General features: G+C 56.4%; 18 protein-coding genes and 1 tRNA gene. 6 read left to right on the forward strand and 13 right to left on the reverse strand.

The genetic code is table 11. The features are described from left to right. Nucleotides 1-39: 39 nt before the first annotated feature. Nucleotides 40-1,410 (reverse strand): Glu/Leu/Phe/Val family dehydrogenase, encoded by a 1,371-nt coding sequence (locus V8L70_RS07410; RefSeq protein ID WP_336269157.1) that lies wholly within the window; start codon nucleotides 1,408-1,410, stop codon nucleotides 40-42. A gap of 124 nt (nucleotides 1,411-1,534) precedes the next feature. Here V8L70_RS07410 and V8L70_RS07415 point away from each other — a divergent pair, with 124 nt between their 5' ends. Further along, the gene (locus V8L70_RS07415; RefSeq protein ID WP_101147063.1) at nucleotides 1,535-2,572 is read left to right on the forward strand and encodes a DUF1853 family protein; all 1,038 of its coding nucleotides are present in this window, start codon (nucleotides 1,535-1,537) and stop codon (nucleotides 2,570-2,572) included. An 11-nt stretch (nucleotides 2,573-2,583) separates the two neighbouring features. On the opposite strand, the gene proB is transcribed toward V8L70_RS07415, so the two are convergent. From proB to rplU, 4 genes are all read right to left on the reverse strand, one after another. After that, nucleotides 2,584-3,723: a glutamate 5-kinase gene (gene proB / locus V8L70_RS07420; RefSeq protein WP_101147064.1), complete on the reverse strand. Its 1,140-nt coding sequence runs from the start codon at nucleotides 3,721-3,723 to the stop codon at nucleotides 2,584-2,586. A gap of 104 nt (nucleotides 3,724-3,827) precedes the next feature. Beyond that, the gene (cgtA, locus tag V8L70_RS07425; RefSeq protein ID WP_101147065.1) at nucleotides 3,828-5,015 is read right to left on the reverse strand and encodes an Obg family GTPase CgtA; all 1,188 of its coding nucleotides are present in this window, start codon (nucleotides 5,013-5,015) and stop codon (nucleotides 3,828-3,830) included. Between the two features lie 221 nt (nucleotides 5,016-5,236). Beyond that, nucleotides 5,237-5,494, reverse strand: coding sequence for a 50S ribosomal protein L27 (rpmA, locus tag V8L70_RS07430; protein ID WP_008957069.1), 258 nt, complete (start codon nucleotides 5,492-5,494; stop codon nucleotides 5,237-5,239). A 29-nt stretch (nucleotides 5,495-5,523) separates the two neighbouring features. Next, a complete protein-coding gene (gene rplU / locus V8L70_RS07435) occupies nucleotides 5,524-5,835 on the reverse strand; it encodes a 50S ribosomal protein L21 (protein WP_022520761.1) in 312 nt (103 codons plus the stop codon). Between the two features lie 327 nt (nucleotides 5,836-6,162). Between rplU and ispB the strand changes: the two genes are divergently transcribed. The 3 genes from ispB to V8L70_RS07450 all read left to right on the forward strand — a co-directional run bounded on the left by ispB (nucleotide 6,163) and on the right by V8L70_RS07450 (nucleotide 8,709). Next, nucleotides 6,163-7,167, forward strand: a complete 1,005-nt coding sequence (gene ispB, locus V8L70_RS07440) for an octaprenyl diphosphate synthase (RefSeq protein WP_008957067.1) — start codon at nucleotides 6,163-6,165, stop codon at nucleotides 7,165-7,167. Between the two features lie 90 nt (nucleotides 7,168-7,257). Next, nucleotides 7,258-7,334 (forward strand) — tRNA-Pro (locus V8L70_RS07445). Between the two features lie 250 nt (nucleotides 7,335-7,584). Further along, nucleotides 7,585-8,709, forward strand: coding sequence for an MFS transporter (locus tag V8L70_RS07450; protein ID WP_101147066.1), 1,125 nt, complete (start codon nucleotides 7,585-7,587; stop codon nucleotides 8,707-8,709). A gap of 25 nt (nucleotides 8,710-8,734) precedes the next feature. Here V8L70_RS07450 and V8L70_RS07455 read toward each other — a convergent pair whose 3' ends face one another. From V8L70_RS07455 to V8L70_RS07485, 7 genes are all read right to left on the reverse strand, one after another. Continuing rightward, nucleotides 8,735-9,517 carry a sulfite exporter TauE/SafE family protein gene (locus V8L70_RS07455; protein WP_101147067.1) on the reverse strand — a complete coding sequence of 261 codons (783 nt, stop codon included), beginning with the start codon at nucleotides 9,515-9,517 and terminating at the stop codon, nucleotides 8,735-8,737. Nucleotides 9,518-9,538: 21 nt separating this feature from the next. Continuing rightward, nucleotides 9,539-11,833: an ATP-dependent DNA helicase gene (locus V8L70_RS07460; RefSeq protein WP_101147068.1), complete on the reverse strand. Its 2,295-nt coding sequence runs from the start codon at nucleotides 11,831-11,833 to the stop codon at nucleotides 9,539-9,541. Beyond that, nucleotides 11,830-13,521 (reverse strand): VRR-NUC domain-containing protein, encoded by a 1,692-nt coding sequence (locus V8L70_RS07465; protein ID WP_101147069.1) that lies wholly within the window; start codon nucleotides 13,519-13,521, stop codon nucleotides 11,830-11,832. The genes V8L70_RS07460 and V8L70_RS07465 overlap by 4 nt, the downstream gene beginning before the upstream one ends. A 68-nt stretch (nucleotides 13,522-13,589) precedes the next feature. After that, complete coding sequence (locus V8L70_RS07470; protein WP_035565219.1) at nucleotides 13,590-13,940, reverse strand: hypothetical protein; 351 nt, start codon at nucleotides 13,938-13,940, stop codon at nucleotides 13,590-13,592. Between the two features lie 101 nt (nucleotides 13,941-14,041). Next, nucleotides 14,042-15,076 (reverse strand): histone deacetylase family protein, encoded by a 1,035-nt coding sequence (locus V8L70_RS07475; protein ID WP_101147070.1) that lies wholly within the window; start codon nucleotides 15,074-15,076, stop codon nucleotides 14,042-14,044. 9 nt (nucleotides 15,077-15,085) lie between these two features. Beyond that, nucleotides 15,086-15,385, reverse strand: coding sequence for a GIY-YIG nuclease family protein (locus V8L70_RS07480; protein WP_101147071.1), 300 nt, complete (start codon nucleotides 15,383-15,385; stop codon nucleotides 15,086-15,088). After that, entirely contained in the window at nucleotides 15,378-15,851 is a 474-nt protein-coding gene (locus tag V8L70_RS07485; protein WP_101147072.1) for a YchJ family protein, read from the reverse strand. The genes V8L70_RS07480 and V8L70_RS07485 overlap by 8 nt, the downstream gene beginning before the upstream one ends. A 186-nt stretch (nucleotides 15,852-16,037) precedes the next feature. Between V8L70_RS07485 and V8L70_RS07490 the strand changes: the two genes are divergently transcribed. Further along, nucleotides 16,038-16,349, forward strand: coding sequence for a hypothetical protein (locus V8L70_RS07490; RefSeq protein WP_008957053.1), 312 nt, complete (start codon nucleotides 16,038-16,040; stop codon nucleotides 16,347-16,349). A 58-nt stretch (nucleotides 16,350-16,407) separates the two neighbouring features. Here the strand turns inward: V8L70_RS07490 and argE are convergent, their stop codons facing one another. Next, nucleotides 16,408-17,580, reverse strand: coding sequence for an acetylornithine deacetylase (argE, locus tag V8L70_RS07495; protein ID WP_101147073.1), 1,173 nt, complete (start codon nucleotides 17,578-17,580; stop codon nucleotides 16,408-16,410). Nucleotides 17,581-17,813: 233 nt separating this feature from the next. On the opposite strand from argE, the gene ugpB reads away from it, so the two are divergent. Beyond that, nucleotides 17,814-19,139, forward strand: coding sequence for a sn-glycerol-3-phosphate ABC transporter substrate-binding protein UgpB (gene ugpB, locus V8L70_RS07500; protein WP_336269161.1), 1,326 nt, complete (start codon nucleotides 17,814-17,816; stop codon nucleotides 19,137-19,139). Nucleotides 19,140-19,188: the final 49 nt, after the last annotated feature.

A 19,188-nucleotide genomic window follows, 5' to 3' on the forward strand; every position in this document is an offset into this window, starting at 1 on the left:
CTCCCTATAGGGAGCCCGCTGCGCTTTAAGCGTCTTTAATCAACGACAGTCCTGACAGTTTCCCCGGGCCATAATAGCGGCCGCAATGCGTTCGATGCCCTGGCGATAGGCAGCTTGTCGGTAGGTGATATCCTCCGTGCCTGCGCGCGTTAACACCTTGCCAGCCTCTTCACTCAGCAGTGCGTCCAAGCGTTCATTCACCTGGGCTTCACTCCACTTTTCTCCCGCCCGGTTTTGCAGCCACTCAAAATAACTGACGATCACGCCGCCTGTATTGGCGAGCACATCCGGCAGCACCGGCACATTACGCTTGGCAAGCGTTTGATCAGCATCGCTAGTCAGTGGTCCATTGGCGATCTCTAAGATAGCGCCTGCTTTCACCTCGTGCACATTGTCGCAGTGAATTTGGTTTTCAAGCGCCGCCAGCGCTAATACATCCACGTCCAACGCCAGCAGCTCATCCCCCGTCATCGCTTTCCCTGCTTGGCTGTCGGTCACCTTACCGCTATTCGACTTAGCCTGTTTAACAGCCTCAATATCGAGTCCATCTGAGTGGTAGCAAGCACCAGTGGTATCGGATACCGCGACGATACGATAGCCACGTTCACTGGCTAACCGCGCAAAGTGGTAAGCCGCGTTACCAAACCCCTGCACCGCCACAGTGGTCTCTTCCGGTTGTCGCTTTTCACGCTCGGCCCACAAATCGAGCACTTTTAGCGCGCCTCGCCCCGTGGCGGCCACTCGCCCTGGCGAACCGCCTAGCGGTAATGGCTTTCCGGTAATGGCCGCGGGCACTTTAGCCCGCACGATTTGCTCATACTCATCGATCATCCACCCCATGACCGTCGCGTCGGTGTTCACATCAGGCGCCGGAATATCCCGATCGGGCCCCATGATATCGGCAATGGCGCGGATGTAGCCGCGCGCCAGCCGCTCAATCTCTAGTGAAGAGAGCGCCTTGGCATCCACCTGGACGCCGCCTTTCCCGCCGCCATAAGGTAAGCCAACCACCGCGCATTTAACCGCCATCCAGAAACTTAGCGTAGTGACTTCATGCTGGTTAACATCGGGATGAAAACGCACCCCCCCCTTGGCTGGCCCTAAACTGGTGTCATAGTGGACTCGCCAGGCGGGAAAAGCTTTTAAGCTGCCGTCGTCCATCCGCACGGGAATACTCACCTGCAGCGAAAGACTGGGCTGCATCAGGCGCGCCTGGGCATCCGCGTGAATATCGAGCGCGTTGAACACATCTTCTAAGCGTGAACGGGCATCCTCAAACAGCGCCGCACCTATTTCTGGTGTTAGTGTTCGAGGAGCCGTTTTTTCAGCTTGCTTTTGGGGCACTTGGCTATTCGTCGTTTTGGCCGTTTGATTTTTCGATTTAGCCTTTTTCGCCTTAGCATTACCCATGCAATACGCTCCTTTCCTTGGCCAGGGTAGGATTTCAAGAGATTAACGTTATAACGTGTTTACAGCGTAGCAGCTGGCGGCCAAACCATAGCGCTGAGCTAATCAATGTGTTGAGGAGAAATTCGTGCTGAATGAAGGCGGTGATGGCGCGTTGGATGATGAGAAAACCGGCACAACGGTGCGGTTGGATTCCGGACACTTTTATTCAGGGCTTAGTGACCCCGTACTACGCGATATAGCTTGGCTAATCGCCACACCGGATATTGTGGAGCTGCCGCCGCCCATTCCCTGCGCAGGACGTCCCACCATGGAAGAGTTAGGACTTGCGCGCACACTGCTTCCCTGGCTACGCCAGCTTGGCCAACCGCCGTTGAGCGCATTGAACGGCAGCCGGGCGATGCGCATGGGGCATTATCACGAACGCCTATGGCACACGCTGTTAAACCACGCACCGAATACACGGCTGCTGGCCCGCAACGTGCGTATCAGCCGAAAGCGCAATACGCTCGGCGAGCTGGATATGCTCTACCGAACGCGTGCTAACCCGGCACCGGTGCATTTGGAAGTGGCAATCAAGTTCTACCTGGGGCTGCCGGAGGGGCCTGGCGCTGCCACCAGCCAAAGCCGCTGGATTGGCCCCGGCGGGTTAGACAGCCTAGCGCTGAAGTGCGGCCATTTGCGCCGCCATCAATTGCCACTTTCCACCACGGCACCCGCGTTGGAAACACTCGCTCACTGGCTGACGCCACGGGACATTGGGGTTTCAAGTAGTGAGTTAGGCGAGCAGCTAACCCAGCGACTGGCAATGCCGGGCGTACTCTATTATCCCTGGCACGCGGCAATGCCAGCGCCCGAAGGCGCGACAGCCGATCACCGCCGTGGGACGTGGTGTTACTTACGCGATTGGCCTGCGCTGGCGGCGAGTGTAACCGAAAGGCCTGAAATGGCATGGCTGGAAAAACCTCACTGGCTAGCACCGCCCCTTCACAGCGCCTTTCGCCCGATGGCAGAACAGTTGCCCGCCATTTTCGAAAAGGTGCATGCCTGGCGCTCACCCCAGCAAGTGATGCTGTATTACCCGCAGCAGCAGCGCTATGAGCGGCTGTTTTTGGTGCCCGACAACTGGCCGCGCCAAGTACCTCTTCCGCCGGTAATACGCTAGCGACGATACGTTTAAACCACCACAAGGTTATCGCGGTGAATCAGCTCGTGGGCTTCCACGTAGCCAAGAATCGCTTCAATCTGGTGGCTGGGCTGGCCTGCCAACTGGCGCGCTTCATCGGCGCCGTAGTTAACCAAGCCCTTGGCCACTGAGGCGCCCTGCTCATCCACACACACCACCATATCACCGCGCTTGAAGCTGCCCTGCACATTGCGCACGCCGACCGCTAATAGGCTAGAGCCTTTATCGCGCAGTACTTTCACCGCACCGGCATCCAGTACCAGCGTGCCGCGCACCTGCAATTGCCCCGCCAACCAACGTTTGCGTGCCGCCATAGGCACTTGATCCGGGCGCAACAGCGTGCCTAACGACTCGCCCGCCATAATCCGGTTGATAACATCAGGCTGGCGTCCACTGGCAATCACCGTGACCGCCCCAGAGCGCGCCGCTAACTGCGCCGCGCGCACTTTGGTGGTCATACCGCCCCGCCCCAGCGCTCCCCCGCTTCCTGCCATAGCGGCTAGGCGCGGGTCGTCCGCGCGCCCTTCGGCAATCATCTGGGCGTTGGGGTTGTGCCGCGGGTCGGCGTCAAACAAGCCTTCCTGGTCGGTCAATAGCAGCAGCGCGTCCGCTTCCAGCAGATTGGCGACCAGCGCCCCTAGCGTATCATTATCGCCGAAGCGGATCTCGTCGGTTACAACGGTGTCGTTTTCATTGATTACCGGCACCACGCGCATCTCCACCAGCGTACGCAGCGCCGAGAGCGCATTCAGGTAGCGCTTGCGGTTGGAAAGGTCATCGTGGGTAAGCAAAATCTGCGCGGTGAGCATGCGATGACGGGCAAAGTGCTGTTCATAGCACTGAGTCAGGCCATTCTGGCCTACCGCGGCGGCGGCCTGCAGTTCATGCACGGCGCTGGGGCGCACCTGCCAACCCAGGCGCACCATACCTGCCGCCACGGCGCCTGATGAGACCAGCACCACTTCGACGCCCCGCTGGTGCAAGGCGGCGATTTGATCGACCCAGCCGCCAATGGCGGTTTCATCCAGCCCGCGCCCATCGTTGGTGAGTAGCGCACTGCCTATCTTCACCACTACCCGCCGTGCACGGCTCAACGCGCCGCGTCCTAGGATTTGCTCGTTACTTTCCATGCCACCCCGCCTCAATCCGACACTTACAAAAGGGGCCACGCGAACGCAGCCCCTTTTTTGCTTATCAACTTAAGCTTACTACTGAAGACACCCGCGCCATACCACTAAGGGGCGTATTCGACTTCAACTTCATAATCATCATCGTCAAAATCGTCATCATCTTCATCGTCACGCTTGCGACGACGACCCAGGCGCGCCTCGGTGCGCGCGACCGACTCCTCTTCCATTCGGCGACGCATTTCCTGCTCGCGCGCCAGCGCCTCTTCATCTTCGTTCTCTAGACGACGCTGCTCGGTCAACCAGCGGTAGGCCGCCTGCACCAGCTTATCGGTGCCATCGCTACTGATCGCGGAAATGCGGAATACCGGGCCTTCCCAATTCAGTGCCTGGATAATTGCCTGGGCGCGCTCTTCGCGCTCATCTTCTGGCAGCAGGTCGAACTTGTTCAACACCAGCCAACGGGGGCGCTCAGATAGCGCGGGGGAGAACTGACCCAACTCGTGAACAATCGCCTTGGCGGCCTCGACCGGGTCAGACTCATCGAACGGCGCCACATCGACCACATGAAACAGCAGCCGCGTGCGCGTCAGGTGCTTCAAAAAACGTAGCCCTAAACCAGCGCCTTCTGAGGCCCCTTCAATCAAGCCGGGTACGTCGGCCATTACGAAGTGCTCGTGCATACCCAGTTTCACCACGCCCAAGTTGGGTACCAGAGTGGTAAACGGGTAGTTGGCGACTTTAGGTTTGGCCGCAGACACCGAGCGAATCAGCGTGGATTTGCCCGCGTTGGGCATTCCCAGCAGCCCCACATCGGCCATGACTTTCATTTCCAGGCGCAGGTTACGGCGATCGCCTTCGGTGCCCGGCGTGGTGCGCCGCGGTGCGCGGTTGGTCGACGACTTGAAGTGAATATTACCCAGCCCACGTCGGCCCCCTTCGCCTACCAACACCACTTGACCAATGTCGGTCACATCGGCGATGACTTCCAGGGTATCTTCATCAATGACCGTGGTGCCCACCGGCACTTTGACGTGCAGGTCTTCACCGGCTTTGCCGCTCATCTGACGGCCCATGCCGCCCTGACCGTTTTGGGCCTTATAGAAGCGCTGGAATTTAAAATCGATCAGGGTGTTGAGCGCATCGTCACCAATCAGGTAAACGCTGCCGCCATGGCCGCCATCGCCCCCATCGGGGCCGCCCCTGGGCACATATTTTTCGCGGCGAAAGCTCAGACAGCCATTGCCGCCTTTGCCTGCCTCAATAATAATCGAGGCTTCATCGACGAACTGCATTGGATTCTCCCGGCCGCTTCCGCCGCCCTAATATGCACTACTTTTTTTCCAACTCGTTGCCCAACCCTTTATGCCCACCAGCATACTGATAAAGACATGGTGGTAAAAACATCGTGGTGAAGCGTATTGGAAAAGAGATTTAACCGACAAAAAAGCCCCGCCATAGCGGGGCCTTTTTCTCGTCACCAAACTTGCACAGTCACGAGCATAGCATTCGCCGTTTAGGCAGAAACAATGCTAACAAACTTGCGGTTTTTGGGACCTTTGGTCTCAAACTTCACAAAACCGTCGCTCAGTGCGAACAGCGTGTGGTCACGGCCTAGGCCTACGCCTGTGCCCGCGTGGAAACGCGTGCCGCGCTGACGCACGATGATGTTACCCGCAGTCGCCGCTTGGCCACCGAAGAGTTTTACACCTAAGCGTTTGGACTCGGAATCGCGACCGTTACGCGTGGAGCCAGCTGCCTTTTTATGTGCCATTGCAAAATCCTCCTAAGGGAATTGACCGCTTACGCAGAAATTCCGGTAATTTTGACTTCAGTGAACCACTGGCGGTGGCCCTGACGCTTCATGTGGTGCTTACGACGACGGAACTTGATGATGGTCACTTTATCGCCACGGCCGTGGGAAACCACCTCGGCAGAGACTTTAGCACCACTGATCATCGGCGCACCGATGTTGAAGTCATCGCCGTCTGCAACCATCAGCACTTCGTCAAACTCGATCGTTTCGCCGGTGGCGACTTCGATTTTCTCAAGCTTGAGCGTTTGACCTTCTTGAACGCGGTACTGTTTGCCACCGCTTTTAATAACTGCGTACATGTCGCTCTCCGGACTTGTCGTTAATGCCGCTTTCGGCAGCGCTCATCGCCTTACGCTCTTATCGACCTGCTGCGAGTGGCGCCCCTTTTGGAGCCATCTGACAGGGAGCATGATGAGTGGGTCGCGGATTATAACGACTATCTACGCTTACCGCAAGACCACAGGCCGTTGTCAATTGCTAAGTCCGTTAACGACTAAAGTGTAACCGTCGCTCGTATCTTGACGCCCAACAGGCAGCCCCATAGCATGACCCCAACACATGACCACATCTACTCCACAAATACGGGCGGCACTTACCGCCTCCATCTGCCGCGATGAACGGATTCCATGACCGCCAACGTCTCCTCAGCCCAGCCCGTCAGCCCAACGCCTTCACCGCTGCACGCCGTGGTGGCCGATGACTTCGCCGCCGTCAACCGCACAATTGTCGAGCAGCTCAATTCCAAAGTACCGCTGGTTGAAACCATCGGCCAGTACATTACCGAAAGCGGTGGCAAACGGTTGCGCCCTTTATTGGCACTACTGGCCGCCCGCTCGCTCGACTACACCGGCGACAAGCATATACCGCTGGCCACCTTAATAGAGTTTATGCACACCTCCACGCTGTTACACGATGACGTGGTGGATGAATCGCATATGCGGCGCGGCAAGAAAACCGCTAATGACGCCTGGGGCAATGCACCCTCGGTATTAGTAGGCGACTTCCTCTACGCCCGCTCGTTTCAGATGATGGTCGATGTGGGCTCGATGCGCATTATGGCGATTCTTTCCGGCGCCACCTGCATCATCGCCGAAGGCGAAGTGCTGCAGTTGACCAATATCGGCAACCCCAGTATTTCTGAAGAAGATTACTTCGAGACCATTTTGGGTAAAACCGCCATGCTGTTCGAAGCGGCTTCCCACAGCGGTGCGGTGCTGGCAGAAGCAACGCCGGAGCAAGAGCAAGCACTCCAGTATTATGGCCGCTACCTGGGTCTCGCCTTCCAACTGATTGACGACCTGCTGGACTACCAGGGCGACGCCGATGCCATGGGCAAAAACGTTGGCGACGATCTAGCCGAAGGCAAGCCGACGCTGCCGCTGATCCACGCCATGGAGCAAGGCACGCCGGAACAGGCCAAGCTGATTCGCCAGGTGATTCGCGATGGCGGGCTTGAGCAACTCGACGCCGTGCTGGAAATTATTCACGCCACCGGCGCACTCGACTATACCCGCCAGCGTGCCGAAGAGATGGCCGATAAAGCCTTACAGCAGTTAGAAGCCTTGCCACCCAGCGCCTACCGCGACAGCATGGCCCAGCTGGCTCGCTTAGCGGTTGATCGCCAAGCATAAAAATTGGTAGTTCGCGCCGCCGAGGACTTGAAAAAATACGTCTGGCTAAGTATGATCCACCTCCGTTGTTGAGCACAGCTCGACAACCTTCGGAATATAGCTCAGCTTGGTAGAGCGCTGCCTTCGGGAGGCAGAGGTCGTAGGTTCGAATCCTGCTATTCCGACCAAGAACACTATTAAAAACGGCCACTTAGCTAACACAGCAAGTGGCCGTTTTTGTTTGTGGTAGTTCTAGGTGACAGATAGTTAGCACTCACTGCTACTTCCTATTAAACGCGCCATTCAAAAATAAAATAGCCTGCTAACAACTATGCTACGATTGGCATTTATGCTTTGAACCCTTCTTCTCTTCTAAAGTGGGCCAAGACTATTAGCCAATTAACACACATTAAGGCCGTACTCCTTTTTGCCAGCACCATGACCGTGATGTCGGGGGCGATTATTGCGCCTGCGCTGCCGGGTATTAGCCGCCACTTCCCTGATCAGCCCCAAGTGATCATTCAACTGATCCTGACCATTCCAGCGCTGATGATTACGCTTTTAAGTCCATTAATGGGTTATCTCGCCGACCGTTTTGGGCGCAAGAAACTGCTTCTAATGATGCTGTGTATCTATGGCTTTGCTGGGGTATCAGGCTTTTTTATTGATCGTGTGGATTTGTTGTTAAGTTCACGGGCACTGATGGGCATTGCCGTGGCGGGCATCCTCAGCATTAGTACTACGCTGGTGGGTGATTACTTTGATGGTACCGAGCGGGTACGCTTCCTGGGCTTGCAAAGTAGCTGCATGGCGTTGGGCGGGGTTATTTTTATCAACCTTGGCGGACTCCTTTCTGACTGGAGCTGGCGCGGCCCGTTTTTACTCTACTTAACCGGCGTACTTTTACTGCCTTACGCTTGGGCAATTCTACAAGAACCCAAGTCCAGCGATGGAGCTGGCAGTAATACTGGCAGTGCGCCGGTGAAGGTAGATTATATGCGTACAGGCATTGGCTACCTTATTGCCATGATCAGTATGGCGATGTTTTATATGTTTCCAGCGCAACTGCCTTTTTTGCTCTCGCAACAGGGGCAAATCAGCGGTGTAGCGATAGGCATTGCACTCTCTATGTCAGCACTGACGGCCAGCATCGTGGCCTTTGGCTACGGCTACTACAAACCGTTTCTGTCGGTGATGACGATCTATGTCTTAGGGTTCTTGCTGGCGGCGACCGGCTTTTTAATCGTCGGCTTCACCCAAAGCTACGCCATGGCCATTGTCGGCGCGGCCATTTCCGGTTTTGGCCTTGGCGCCTTTATGCCGAATACCACCACGTGGTTGATGCGAATCACCCCGCAGCGTGTCCGCGGCCGAGTGTTTGGTGGCTTTACCTCGACCTTCTTTTTCGGCCAGTTTGTCTCCCCGGTGGTGGTCGCCCCGGCGGTCATCTGGCTGGATTCGCTGCGTAATGTGTTTACCGGCATGGCAGTGGTGTGCGGCCTGCTGGCCGTCGCCCTGATCGTACTGGGCAAGACGACGCTTAAGGCAGACAGCCAACTTTAACAGGCGGCGAGTACGCCGCCTGGATTCATGCGGGCGGGTGAATCAACCCAACGACACTGACCAGAATCAGCACTGCGCCCAGCACGCGAAAAAATAGCCCGGTGTCCGCTTTCAGCATATAGCGGTGGGCTTTCTCGCCCGCCAAGTGACCAATGAATGCACAGGGCAACAGCCACAGCTGGTGGATAAGCTGGAGGTCTACGCCTGCGATCAGGAACGAGACCATCTTGATGACCACCAGAATAAACCACAGCACAAACATGGTATCCCGCAGCTGCTCCTTGGCCACATGAGCAGCGAATACCGCCACAATTAGCGGCGCGCCAATCAGTGAAGTACCGCTGACATAGCCCCCGAGCGCCAGTAGCACGTAGTCGACATATTTGTTTTTACTCTTGAACGGTCTGTTGAGGACGTAGCCAATGGCATAAATGAACACAATGCCGAAAATAATGCTGGTCATGACTTGAGCGGGCAGCGTTAACAGCCCCACCACCCCAATCAGCTTGGGGATGATCATGATTTTCAGGGCTTTGAATAGGTACCTCCAATCGATATTGCTCTCAGGGGAATCGGCTCCCACACCCTCTTTCTGCAGTTGGCGATGGCCGTTCCAGGCAATCCAACTGGAGAAAATCAGCAGATGAATAGCAATAATCGGTAAGAACACCAGAGGTTCGTTTGTCACTAGCAGTAGGAACGGCAGCGCCAGTACAGCGCCTCCAAACCCTAGGCTGGTGCGCACAAAACCGCTCCAGGCAAATATCAGTCCGATCAGCGCATACTGGTACCAGAGTAAATCTGTCATAGCTCGCGTTAGGGTCCTAAATTATGGGTTGGGATTTCCCAGCGACCACCAGCTTGGCAATAGCGAGCGCACGCTGGCCTGGGCAAAACGATCATCCATTAATACCACAACGCCCTCATCTTCAGGACTGCGAATCACTCGCCCTGCGGCCTGCACCACCTTGATCATGCCGGGAATGCGGTAGGTATAGTCGTCACCTTGACCAAAGCGCGCGTTTAGCCGTGCTTTAAGCGCTTCGTTAAAATCGTTAAACGGCGGCAGACCCAGCGTGGCAATAAAAGCGCCAATCAGCCTATCACCGGGCAGGTCGATACCTTCCGCAAAGGCGCCGCCCAACACCGCAAAGCCGATGCCTTTTCCGCCGGGCGTAAAGCGCGCTAGAAACGCCTCCCGCGCTGCCTCGGGCATGCCACGGGTTTGGCTGAAAACGGGGACGCCTGGGTGCGCCTCGCGAAAGTGGTTCAGCGCGGCTTCCAGGTAGGCAAAGCTGCTGAAGAACGCCAAGTAGTGGCCTGGCTTGCGCTGATACTGCTGCGCCATGGCCGCCACCATCGGCTCAATCGACGCCTCTCGATCATGAAAGCGGGTCGAAATATCGCTGCGAATACGCACTTCAAGCTGGCACGCTGAGAAAGGAGAAACAACCTCGCGCCAGGGCGTATTCTCCGGCAAACCCAATAGATCCCGGTAGTAGTGAGCGGGATTTAATGTGGCTGAAAACAGCACCACGGAGTGCGCGGTGTTAAACCGTGCAGCCAGAAAGTCGGCGGGTATCAGGTTGCGCAACCCGAGCACTGCTCGCCCGCGGCCATGGCGAGTAATATCACACAACGAGTGCTCACCAAAGCGCTCTGCCAAGCGGCAAAACGCCAGCGCCTCAAACAGCAGTTCTTGAAGCTCAAAACTGGTTTGCTCGGGGTGCTCGCCAAGATAATCAGTGATGGCAGACCCTACTTGCTGAGCGGCGGCCACGAGCTTATCGGGCAGTGCCGTTAGCAGTCGGTAGGCTGGCTTGCCCTGACCACCCTCATTTTCCAGCCCCGCGTCTTTAACCACATTTTGCCACTGGCGGGCTAAGCGCCCCAAAGGCCCCGCCAGCGCTTTGGGTGATGACCGGCGTATCCGATTGAAGCGTTGCTGATCGAGCTTAGCGCTGTACATGCCGCGGGCGCGCTCCACCAGATTATGCGCTTCATCAACCAGTACGCCCGTTCGCCAATCGTTGGCCTGGGCCAAACCGTGCAGCAGGGCGTGGCTATCGAACCAGTGGTTAACGTCACCGACGATCATATCCGCCCAGCGCGCTAGTTCCTGGCTGAGATAATAGGGGCAAACATCATGGGCCAACGCCACCTCGCGCAGCGCTTCGCGATCCAGCCACCCCTCTTCCACCGCCGCTTGACGGGCAACAGGTAAACGATCGTAAAAACCGGCAGCGAGCGGGCAAGACTCGCCATGGCAGGCGCGATCGGGGTATTCGCAGGCCTTATCACGCGCCACCAGCTCAAGCACACGCAAGGGCTGGGCTTCATCGCTCTGGCTGGCGCGCAGCGTGGCGAGAGCATCCAACGCCAAACGACGGCCGGGGGTTTTCATGGTCAGAAAAGCGATGCGATCCAGCTGCTGTCGCGGCATCGCTAAAAGCATGGGGAACAGCGTGCCCAGCGTTTTACCAATGCCGGTGGGCGCCTGGGCGAGTAGGCAGCGCCCGGTGCTGGCGGCTTTATAAACGTCTTCGGCAAGTTCGCGCTGGCCGGGGCGGAATGCAGCGTGGGGAAAGCGCAGGGTTTGTAGGCCAGCGTTCCGGCGCTGGCGATGGTCCGCCTCCTGTTTCGCCCAGCTAAGAAAGCGGCGGCACTGGGAGGCAAAGAACGCCTGCAGCTCGGCGGCGCTGGCGTCTTGGCTCAGTAGCGTCTCTTTACCGCTGGCGATATCCAGATAAACCAGCGTTAAGGTGATCTGCTCAAGGCTTCGCTCAGCGCATAGCAGTGCGCCGTAGACTTTCACCTGTGCCCAGTGGAGGGCGCGCTGATTAGCTGACATGCGCTCCAAGCTGCCGCGATGGGTTTTAATCTCTTCCAGGCGAATAGCCACGGGGTCAAAACCATCCGCTCGGCCCGTGACGACCACTCCCTCAAAGACACCCGACAGCGGAAGTTCGGCAATATAGTCTGCTCCGCGTCGGCTAGCGACAAGGGAGTGCCCTTCGATGCCTTCCCGCGCGCTGGGCGCTGGGGTAAAGCGATGATCGAGATCCCCTTCACGGGCAGTGAAATCACACAGTGCCCGCACCGCCACGCGATAGGTCGTACTCATACCTCAAGCTCGTCGCTGGCGACCCAGCGCACGTAACACACTGCGACGGGCATCTCATGACGGTGAAAAAACGTCAGCCAGCGGCGCTGGTTATCCTGCAACCGATCACCGGGGCCTTTGACTTCGATCATCCGGTAGCGCGGTTCGCCAGCCGGCGCGTCAGGCATAAACTGAATCAAGTCCGGCAGCCCTGCCCGGTTGGCTTTCAGATCACCCAGCAGCCGCTCAAAACAGTGTCGAAGGTGCTCAGGTGGGATACATGCCAGTGCGAGCTCAATGAGCGCTTCATCAACGATTGCCCAGTGAACAAACGGCGATGAAAGGCCCGCTTTCTCGCGCCAAGTCGTCTGAATGACTTCGCGGTAGCTGCCGTCTTCCAAGCTCCCTAGGCATGCATCGAAAAGGTCACGCCGACGCGCCACAAAATCGTCGCGATACAAATCCGCTGGGCCATTATGAAAAGGGTGGAAGAAAGCGCCCGGCAGTGGTGCGAAGATTGCCGGCCAACAGAGCAAGCCAAACAGTCCCGTGATCAGGCTGTTTTCCACATAGCAGACGGGTGCCTGGGGTTCACTGAGGGTTTGAGCCACGGCGCGCTCAACGCTTTGCGGCCCAGGCAATTGCAAGTCCCAACGCTCATGGGCGGGCTCCGGGACACTCGGCGAAGCAGGTAGTTTAAGCTGTCGCCGCAAGCGTGGTAGCAGCCGCGCCAGTGCTTGGTGCTCTGTCTCATTGGGGCTGCTATTGAGTGCCTTGCTCGCCAATTCAAAAGCAGCCTGATGCTCGCCCTGCCTTTCCAACACCCGAAGCTGGCGTATCCGCGCTTCGCTGCTGCCCGAATCGCGATAAAGCGTCAGCGCCAGCGCTGCATCTCCGCTACGCTCTGCCTCTCGGCCCAACTGCAGCAGTAACCGTGCACGCCGCGTAGCGAGCCAACGGTTATCCGCGCGCGGCGGCACCTCAATATGTAGATCAGTGGGCAATTCTCCTGCATCAAGACGTTGACGCAGTTGATGGAGCGCTAAGTAGGTATCCACTTCCTGGCGCGATTGGAATGCGCGAGAGCGCAGCGTAAAGGGTACCGTCTCAAAGCGCTGCAGTCCCAGCTCGGTCAACACGAACTCCGCCCAGTCCTGGCGCAGGTTGCCAAAGAACATCAGCCGCAGCCGGTCGCAGGTCTCCATTACCTTGAGACGCACGATTTGATCGCTGGCATCAGGCCACCATGCTTGTAAGGGTGCGGTGTGTGGCAGTTGGCTCGTTAAGGTGTCGTAGAGCATAGTTTTAGCGCTAGACACGCTCAGCCCAGCGGCGTGAATCTCATCGGCTAAAATGTGGCGAAGCTCGGCGAGTCGCAGCTGGTTAAATAGCTCATCGACGCTAAGCGCTGGATCATTATCGACCCAGCCCAGCGCGACCAATGACGCTATCGCCTCAGCGCTGTCACCTACTTCGGTATAGCTTAATTTGCTGAGCCTAAACAGCTCACCTTTACGCATGACCATGCGCACCAGAAGCGCTTGAGAGGCCTGGGGCAAGCTTTCGAACTGCTCAAGAAAAGTAAGCTCTTCTGCAGCAAGCAGATCAGCATGGCGTTCTCCAACCCAAGCCAAAACGAAGCGAAAGTTCGTCAGGTAATAGAAGGGGTCGTCGAGGGAGGCGGTTGGCGTAACAAAAGCACTGTTCATTCATCCATTGTAACAGTGCTATCGTTTTGCCGTCATGGGGATTAACGGGCTTGGCTATGAAAGCGCTTTTACCCCACCCGGTGCTGCTTGAGCACGGTAAGGCTTCGCTCTTCTTCGCTTAATGCTTCTGTGCCTTGGGTTGGCACAGGCGCTTGGCGGGTACCGACTAGCACATACCATTCCGCTTCTGAAAGGTAGGTTTGGCACCAGCGGCCGAGTTCGGCGGCGCTCTCCTCGCGGCTAGAGTCGCCGCAGCGGTAGTCGTTCGCCAAATGAAGCAGATCTTGGCGGGCAGTACGCGCACGGGCATTGCCCCCGTGTACTTTTACCAGCGGGCAGCGTCGGTCATAGGCGGCGTTGGTTAACGCATTAAGCCAACGCTCCAATTCATGTGCCTGAATTCCACCATACACTGCCACGCTTGAGCTCCCTGCCCGTTGAAAGGGCAATAGCCTGCCCGATTTAGGGGCCGCTGTCACGGTTAACCTTTACCCTTATTTAAATGTAGTTCCAGGCCGTTTTATAGCGCCTGTTTAAAACCTTGTAACACGTTGACTACATTGACACCGATTTCATCTACCGCATAGCCTCCTTCCATCAGAAACACACAGGGCAAGCCCGCTTGCGCCAAACGTTCACCTAACAGAGTGAAGTCCGCGCTGGTAAAAGTGAAGGCACTTATCGGGTCGCCCTCAAAGATATCGACCCCTAGCGATACGATTAAACACTCGCACTCAGCGGCTTTCACCTGCGCCAACGCCTGCTCCAGTGTGGCCATCCATTTGGTCACGCTGGTACCGGGCGGCAACGGGTAATTAATATTAAAGCCCTCGCCCTTACCTTCGCCGCTTTCATCAGCGTAGCCCAAGTAATACGGAAAGGTTACCTCAGGGTCTCCGTGTAATGAGATAAATAGAACATCGTCACGCTTGTAGAAAATCTGCTGGGTACCATTGCCGTGATGAAAATCGACGTCAAGAATGGCGACCCGGCGCTTGCCTGCATCCAGCGCCCGCTGGGCGGCAATAGCGGCGTTATTAAAAAAGCAGTACCCGCCGAACTGATCAAACGCGGCGTGGTGGCCTGGCGGTCGGCACAGGCCAAAACTGGGTTCGCCGGTTTGTAGCGTATGCTCTACCGCACCCAACGCCACGTCTTTACTCGCCATCGCGGCTTCAAAGGTACCTTCTGAAATGGACGTTTCTGCTGCCAGCGCGTAATAGCCTAGCTGACCGCTAACAGATTGCGGAATGCGATCCCCCCGCATGGTTCGGGCGGGCCAAATATTGGGAATCGCCTCTCCCTCATGTCCAGCCGCTTGCCACGCTTTCCAGCAGTTGGCTAGAAACGTCACATACTCTTGATCGTGCACCGCTAGCACCGGTGCCAGCCCGTAGGCGGCGGGCGCTCGAATATCGCCAAGCCCAGAATGGCGGAGATGCTTTAGCACTAAATCCAGGCGTTCCGGGCACTCAAACGGGGTGACCAACGCGCCGTCATGTAGCTCTGTGCGCGCTTGTCGTAAGCGGCTGTCCTCTGAATAAAACGTCAGCATTCCGACTCCTTAATGGGCATCTAACTGAATAGGCCACTGTTTGGCCCAGCGGCGTTTTTGGCTCGGCGTTTGCTGCTTTAACTGATACTCAGCTCGGCTGGCAGCGGCGCGGTCTTCAAACGGCTCGGCGCCCAGCAGCGCAATGGGCGGATTAGCACGGGTATAACGCGCCCCTTTGCCCGTGCAGTGGGCTTGATAGCGCTTCGCGAGGTTATTGGTAATGCCTGTGTAAGTACCGCGCTGGCACTCCAGCAAATAGAGATACCACTGAGGTTCGGCTTTTCCAGGCTGGGCAATGCCACTATTCACCGCAACATACCTTCAATTTACGCCCGCTACCACATAAGCATGGGTCGTTTCGGCGTGGCTTTACGCGGGCAAGCGTCGGGGCGCCATCGATATACCACCAACGTTGTTGCTCTTTAACGAAGCGGGAAACCTCCTCTAATACATGCCACCCTTTTTGCTCTCGCCTTCGTTCATAAAAATAGGCCTTAAAATGAACATAGCCGCTATCTCCAAGCGGTGGCTCTGCTGAGACAATGGTTAGCGACTTCCACTCAGTATCGGGATCCTGCCCAAGTTCAGATGGCCGTGTGGTGGGGTGCCACGTGGCCAGTAGGTAGTCGCTTAAGCCTAATGCAAAGGCCGAATAGCGAGAGCGCATTAGCGCTTCAGGGGTAGGCGCTATCTCGCCTTGATGGTACCGGCCACAGCAGCTACTCAGCATTAAATCGCTACCACAGGGGCAACTTACATCAGTCGTGCGGGTCATAGCTTAGGCTCTTTAACGTCATCTTCTATAGCCTAACCGATACATCCTATGCGCGTCGCCCGACGTGTATCACTATTGTTTCGATTTTCATGCCACGTTAGGTATATAGTAGTGGGGCAATACATTCAGACGACGGAGTACGAATCACGATTGATCATTCTTTCCAAAATTTTTGGAGGTTCTCCTATGAAGGTCTTTAAACCGGAATGGCAGTGCACGTTTAGCGTAAACGAAGGCGCGGAAGAATCAGCAACTTGGAAAGAGAAAATCGCGTGGCGGCTCAGGGGAGTTGCGGATCGACTGGAAGGTGGCGGGCGCACGGTAAAAATCGATTACCGCGTGACGCCAGCCGTTAGCCCACAGGAAGTGGACACTTGCTTAGGCAAGGGCTTCGAAGTAACTCAGCGCCTGTTGACGCAGTTAGCCCAACAGCAGGCGTGCGAAGATGTGATGCGCCATGCAAAAGCTGAGCTGTTTGAACAACATCCTCAGCACTGAAATGGTAACGCCAAAAATCCCACCCCTTTAACCGGGTGGGATTTTTATTGGGTGACCATTAACTTCCTTCAGCAGGCCTTTCGAGCGCCTTACCCATTTTGGTTAGAAAATCCTCGCACGCTTCGAGCTGTTCAATATCGATATACTCATCGGGCTGATGCGCCTGGGCAATGCTGCCAGGACCGAGAATAATGGTTTGTAAGCCCTGGCCCTGGAACTGCCCTGCTTCTGTAGCGTAAGCCACCGCATGGTCGCAGCACCCTGCTGGCAAATGGTCTTTGGCTAAGCGAAGCACCTGGTCGTTATCGCGGTCGGCCAAGCCCGGCACTGTCACGTTTAGCGGCTCAGTGGTGATGTCAACGTGCTTACCTTTGGCCTTAAGTTCGCCGGTTAGCTGTTCACAAAACGTTTCAAAGCGCGCGTATATCTCATCGAAGGTGTCGGTCGGCAGGTGGCGAATTTCCCACTCGAACTGACACTCCCGCGCCATAATATTGATGGCCGTTCCGCCTTTGATTTTACCCACATGTAGGCTGGTGTGAGGCACGTTAAAGGCTTCATCAACTCGCCCCTCTTCGACCAACGCCGCCATGGTGTCTTCAATAAAGGTGACGAGTCTTGCCGCCACGTGAATGGCCGAGGTGCCTTGATTCACTTGGCTGCTATGGGCTTCCTGGCCAGTCACCGTAGTGCGCAGGTTGGTAGCGCCTTTCTGCGCGACCACAGGTTGCATGCTGGTGGGCTCGCCAACAATCACATGGGCGGTGGTGGAGTAGTGTTCGTAAAAGCGCTTAATAAGGCTGGGCGCACCCACGCAGCCGATCTCTTCATCGTAAGAGAAGCCAAGATAAATGGGCTGCTGCAGAGGCGCTTTCACCCAGTTAGGCACCATCGACAAGACACAGGCGACAAAACCTTTCATATCGCAGGTACCCCGCCCGTAGAACCGCCCATCATCACCGTCGCGCAGGGTGAAGGGATCGCTCGACCAAGGCTGTCCTGCCACGGGGACCACATCGGTATGCCCGGAAAGCATTACCCCTCCTGGGGCATCTGGGCCGATTCTTGCAATCAAATTGGCCTTGGTGCCGCAGGGGCTCATCACCCGCTCGGCGCTAACGCCAACCTCGGCCAAATAGCCTTCAACATACTCAATCAGCGCCAAGTTGGATTCGCTGGAGGTGGTGTCAAAGGCAACCAGTTTTTCGAGTAGAGCGATAGCGTGAGGCATTATGTTCTCTTTCCAAAATAGCTTTTCAGCAACAGCTTTTTAAAAATAGCTTACCGCTAACCCTAACACCCTCCCGACACTTCGCCTACTCCCCGTCATTAGCCATGAATGTCATCGCGTGTTCACCTCGCATTCATCAAAACGTCATCGTCACTTTCTACTGTTCAGTGCATCCAATAAAACTTAATAACACACTGCACACCTGATTAAGTTCAGGCCCACAAGGAGCTGTTATGTCTCGTTTATCACTACACGCGCTTGCTGTTGGGGTGGCGACTGCCAGCCTAAGTCTATCCGCCCAGGCCGCCACGGAAATTAGCTGGTGGCACGCCATGGGCGGCCAGCTCGGTGAAATCCTTGAAGGCATCACCGAGGATTTTAACCAGTCCCAAGACGAGTACCAGGTCACGCCCAGCTACCGCGGCACCTATGCCGAAACCATGACCGGTGCCATTGCCGCTTTCCGTGCAAACGAACAGCCACATATCCTGCAGGTGTTTGAAGTTGGTACCGGCACCATGATGAACGCCAAAGGCGCCATCTATCCGGTATATGAACTGATGGAAGAGCACGGTCGCGCTTTCGATAACGACGCCTTCCTGCCCGCCGTGGTCGGTTATTACACCGACACCAATGGCAACATGCTCTCTTTCCCGTTCAACTCTTCTACGCCAATCATGTACTACAACCGCGACGTGTTTGAAGAAGCGGGCCTTGACCCTGAGCAGCCGCCCGAAACATGGGAAGCGCTGGCCGATGCCTCTCGTCAAATCGTCGAATCCGGGGCGGCTAGCTGTGGTTTCACTTCTTCTTGGCCTAGCTGGGTAATGCTGGAAAACTTCTCTGCCATGCATAACTCGCCGCTCGGCACATTGGAAAACGGTTTTGGCGGCATGGAGACCGAGCTAAATTTCAACAATGAACTGGTCGCCCGCCATTGGGATAACCTACACGACTGGCAGGAAGAGAACATTTACCGCTGGGCTGGCCCCGGCACCGGTCCGGATTCCGAGCCGATGTTCTACTCCCAGGACTGTGCGATTTTCTTTGGCTCTTCAGCTTCCCGCGCCGATGTCGCCGCCAACTCAGAATTTGAAGTCGGCTTTGGGATGCAGCCCTACTACGACGACGTAGAAGGCGCACCGCAGAACTCGATTATCGGTGGCGCTACGCTCTGGACACTTCAAGGCCACAGCGATGATGAGTATGAAGCCGTTGCCGCTTTCTTTGAGTACCTCTCTCAGCCTGAAGTACAGGCAGAGTGGCATCAGCAGACCGGCTACTTACCCATCACCCAAGCCGCTTGGGATTTGAGCAAAGAGCAGGGCTACTACGAAGAGAACCCCGGTGCGGATATTTCTCTGCAGCAGATGACGCTCAACGAGCCGACCGAGAACTCGAAAGGCCTTCGTTTTGGTAACTTCGTACAGATTCGCGACATCATTTCCGAAGAGATGGAAGCCGTAATGACCGGTGGTAAATCAGGACAGGAAGCCGCAGACGACGCGGTAGAACGCGGTAATGCGCTGCTGCGTGACTTTGAATCCGCCAACCAGTAAATAAGCACTTACTTCGCCGCCTTCCCTTAGGGTAGGCGGCGCTTTCGTT

Source organism: Vreelandella arctica, assembly GCF_037070215.1.
GTDB lineage: Bacteria > Pseudomonadota > Gammaproteobacteria > Pseudomonadales > Halomonadaceae > Vreelandella > Vreelandella arctica.

Excerpts from the sequence above, each read along its gene's own strand:
- V8L70_RS07410 (WP_336269157.1), bottom strand. The coding sequence starts at position 1,410 with ATGGGTAATGCTAAGGCGAAAAAGGCTAAATCGAAAAATCAAACGGCC.
- proB (WP_101147064.1), bottom strand. The coding sequence starts at position 3,723 with ATGGAAAGTAACGAGCAAATCCTAGGACGCGGCGCGTTGAGCCGTGCA.
- cgtA (WP_101147065.1), bottom strand. The coding sequence starts at position 5,015 with ATGCAGTTCGTCGATGAAGCCTCGATTATTATTGAGGCAGGCAAAGGC.
- rpmA (WP_008957069.1), bottom strand. The coding sequence starts at position 5,494 with ATGGCACATAAAAAGGCAGCTGGCTCCACGCGTAACGGTCGCGATTCC.
- rplU (WP_022520761.1), bottom strand. The coding sequence starts at position 5,835 with ATGTACGCAGTTATTAAAAGCGGTGGCAAACAGTACCGCGTTCAAGAA.
- ispB (WP_008957067.1), top strand. The coding sequence starts at position 6,163 with ATGACCGCCAACGTCTCCTCAGCCCAGCCCGTCAGCCCAACGCCTTCA.
- V8L70_RS07450 (WP_101147066.1), top strand. The coding sequence starts at position 7,585 with ATGACCGTGATGTCGGGGGCGATTATTGCGCCTGCGCTGCCGGGTATT.
- V8L70_RS07455 (WP_101147067.1), bottom strand. The coding sequence starts at position 9,517 with ATGACAGATTTACTCTGGTACCAGTATGCGCTGATCGGACTGATATTT.
- V8L70_RS07460 (WP_101147068.1), bottom strand. The coding sequence starts at position 11,833 with ATGAGTACGACCTATCGCGTGGCGGTGCGGGCACTGTGTGATTTCACT.
- V8L70_RS07465 (WP_101147069.1), bottom strand. The coding sequence starts at position 13,521 with ATGAACAGTGCTTTTGTTACGCCAACCGCCTCCCTCGACGACCCCTTC.
- V8L70_RS07475 (WP_101147070.1), bottom strand. The coding sequence starts at position 15,076 with ATGCTGACGTTTTATTCAGAGGACAGCCGCTTACGACAAGCGCGCACA.
- V8L70_RS07485 (WP_101147072.1), bottom strand. The coding sequence starts at position 15,851 with ATGACCCGCACGACTGATGTAAGTTGCCCCTGTGGTAGCGATTTAATG.
- V8L70_RS07490 (WP_008957053.1), top strand. The coding sequence starts at position 16,038 with ATGAAGGTCTTTAAACCGGAATGGCAGTGCACGTTTAGCGTAAACGAA.
- argE (WP_101147073.1), bottom strand. The coding sequence starts at position 17,580 with ATGCCTCACGCTATCGCTCTACTCGAAAAACTGGTTGCCTTTGACACC.
- ugpB (WP_336269161.1), top strand. The coding sequence starts at position 17,814 with ATGTCTCGTTTATCACTACACGCGCTTGCTGTTGGGGTGGCGACTGCC.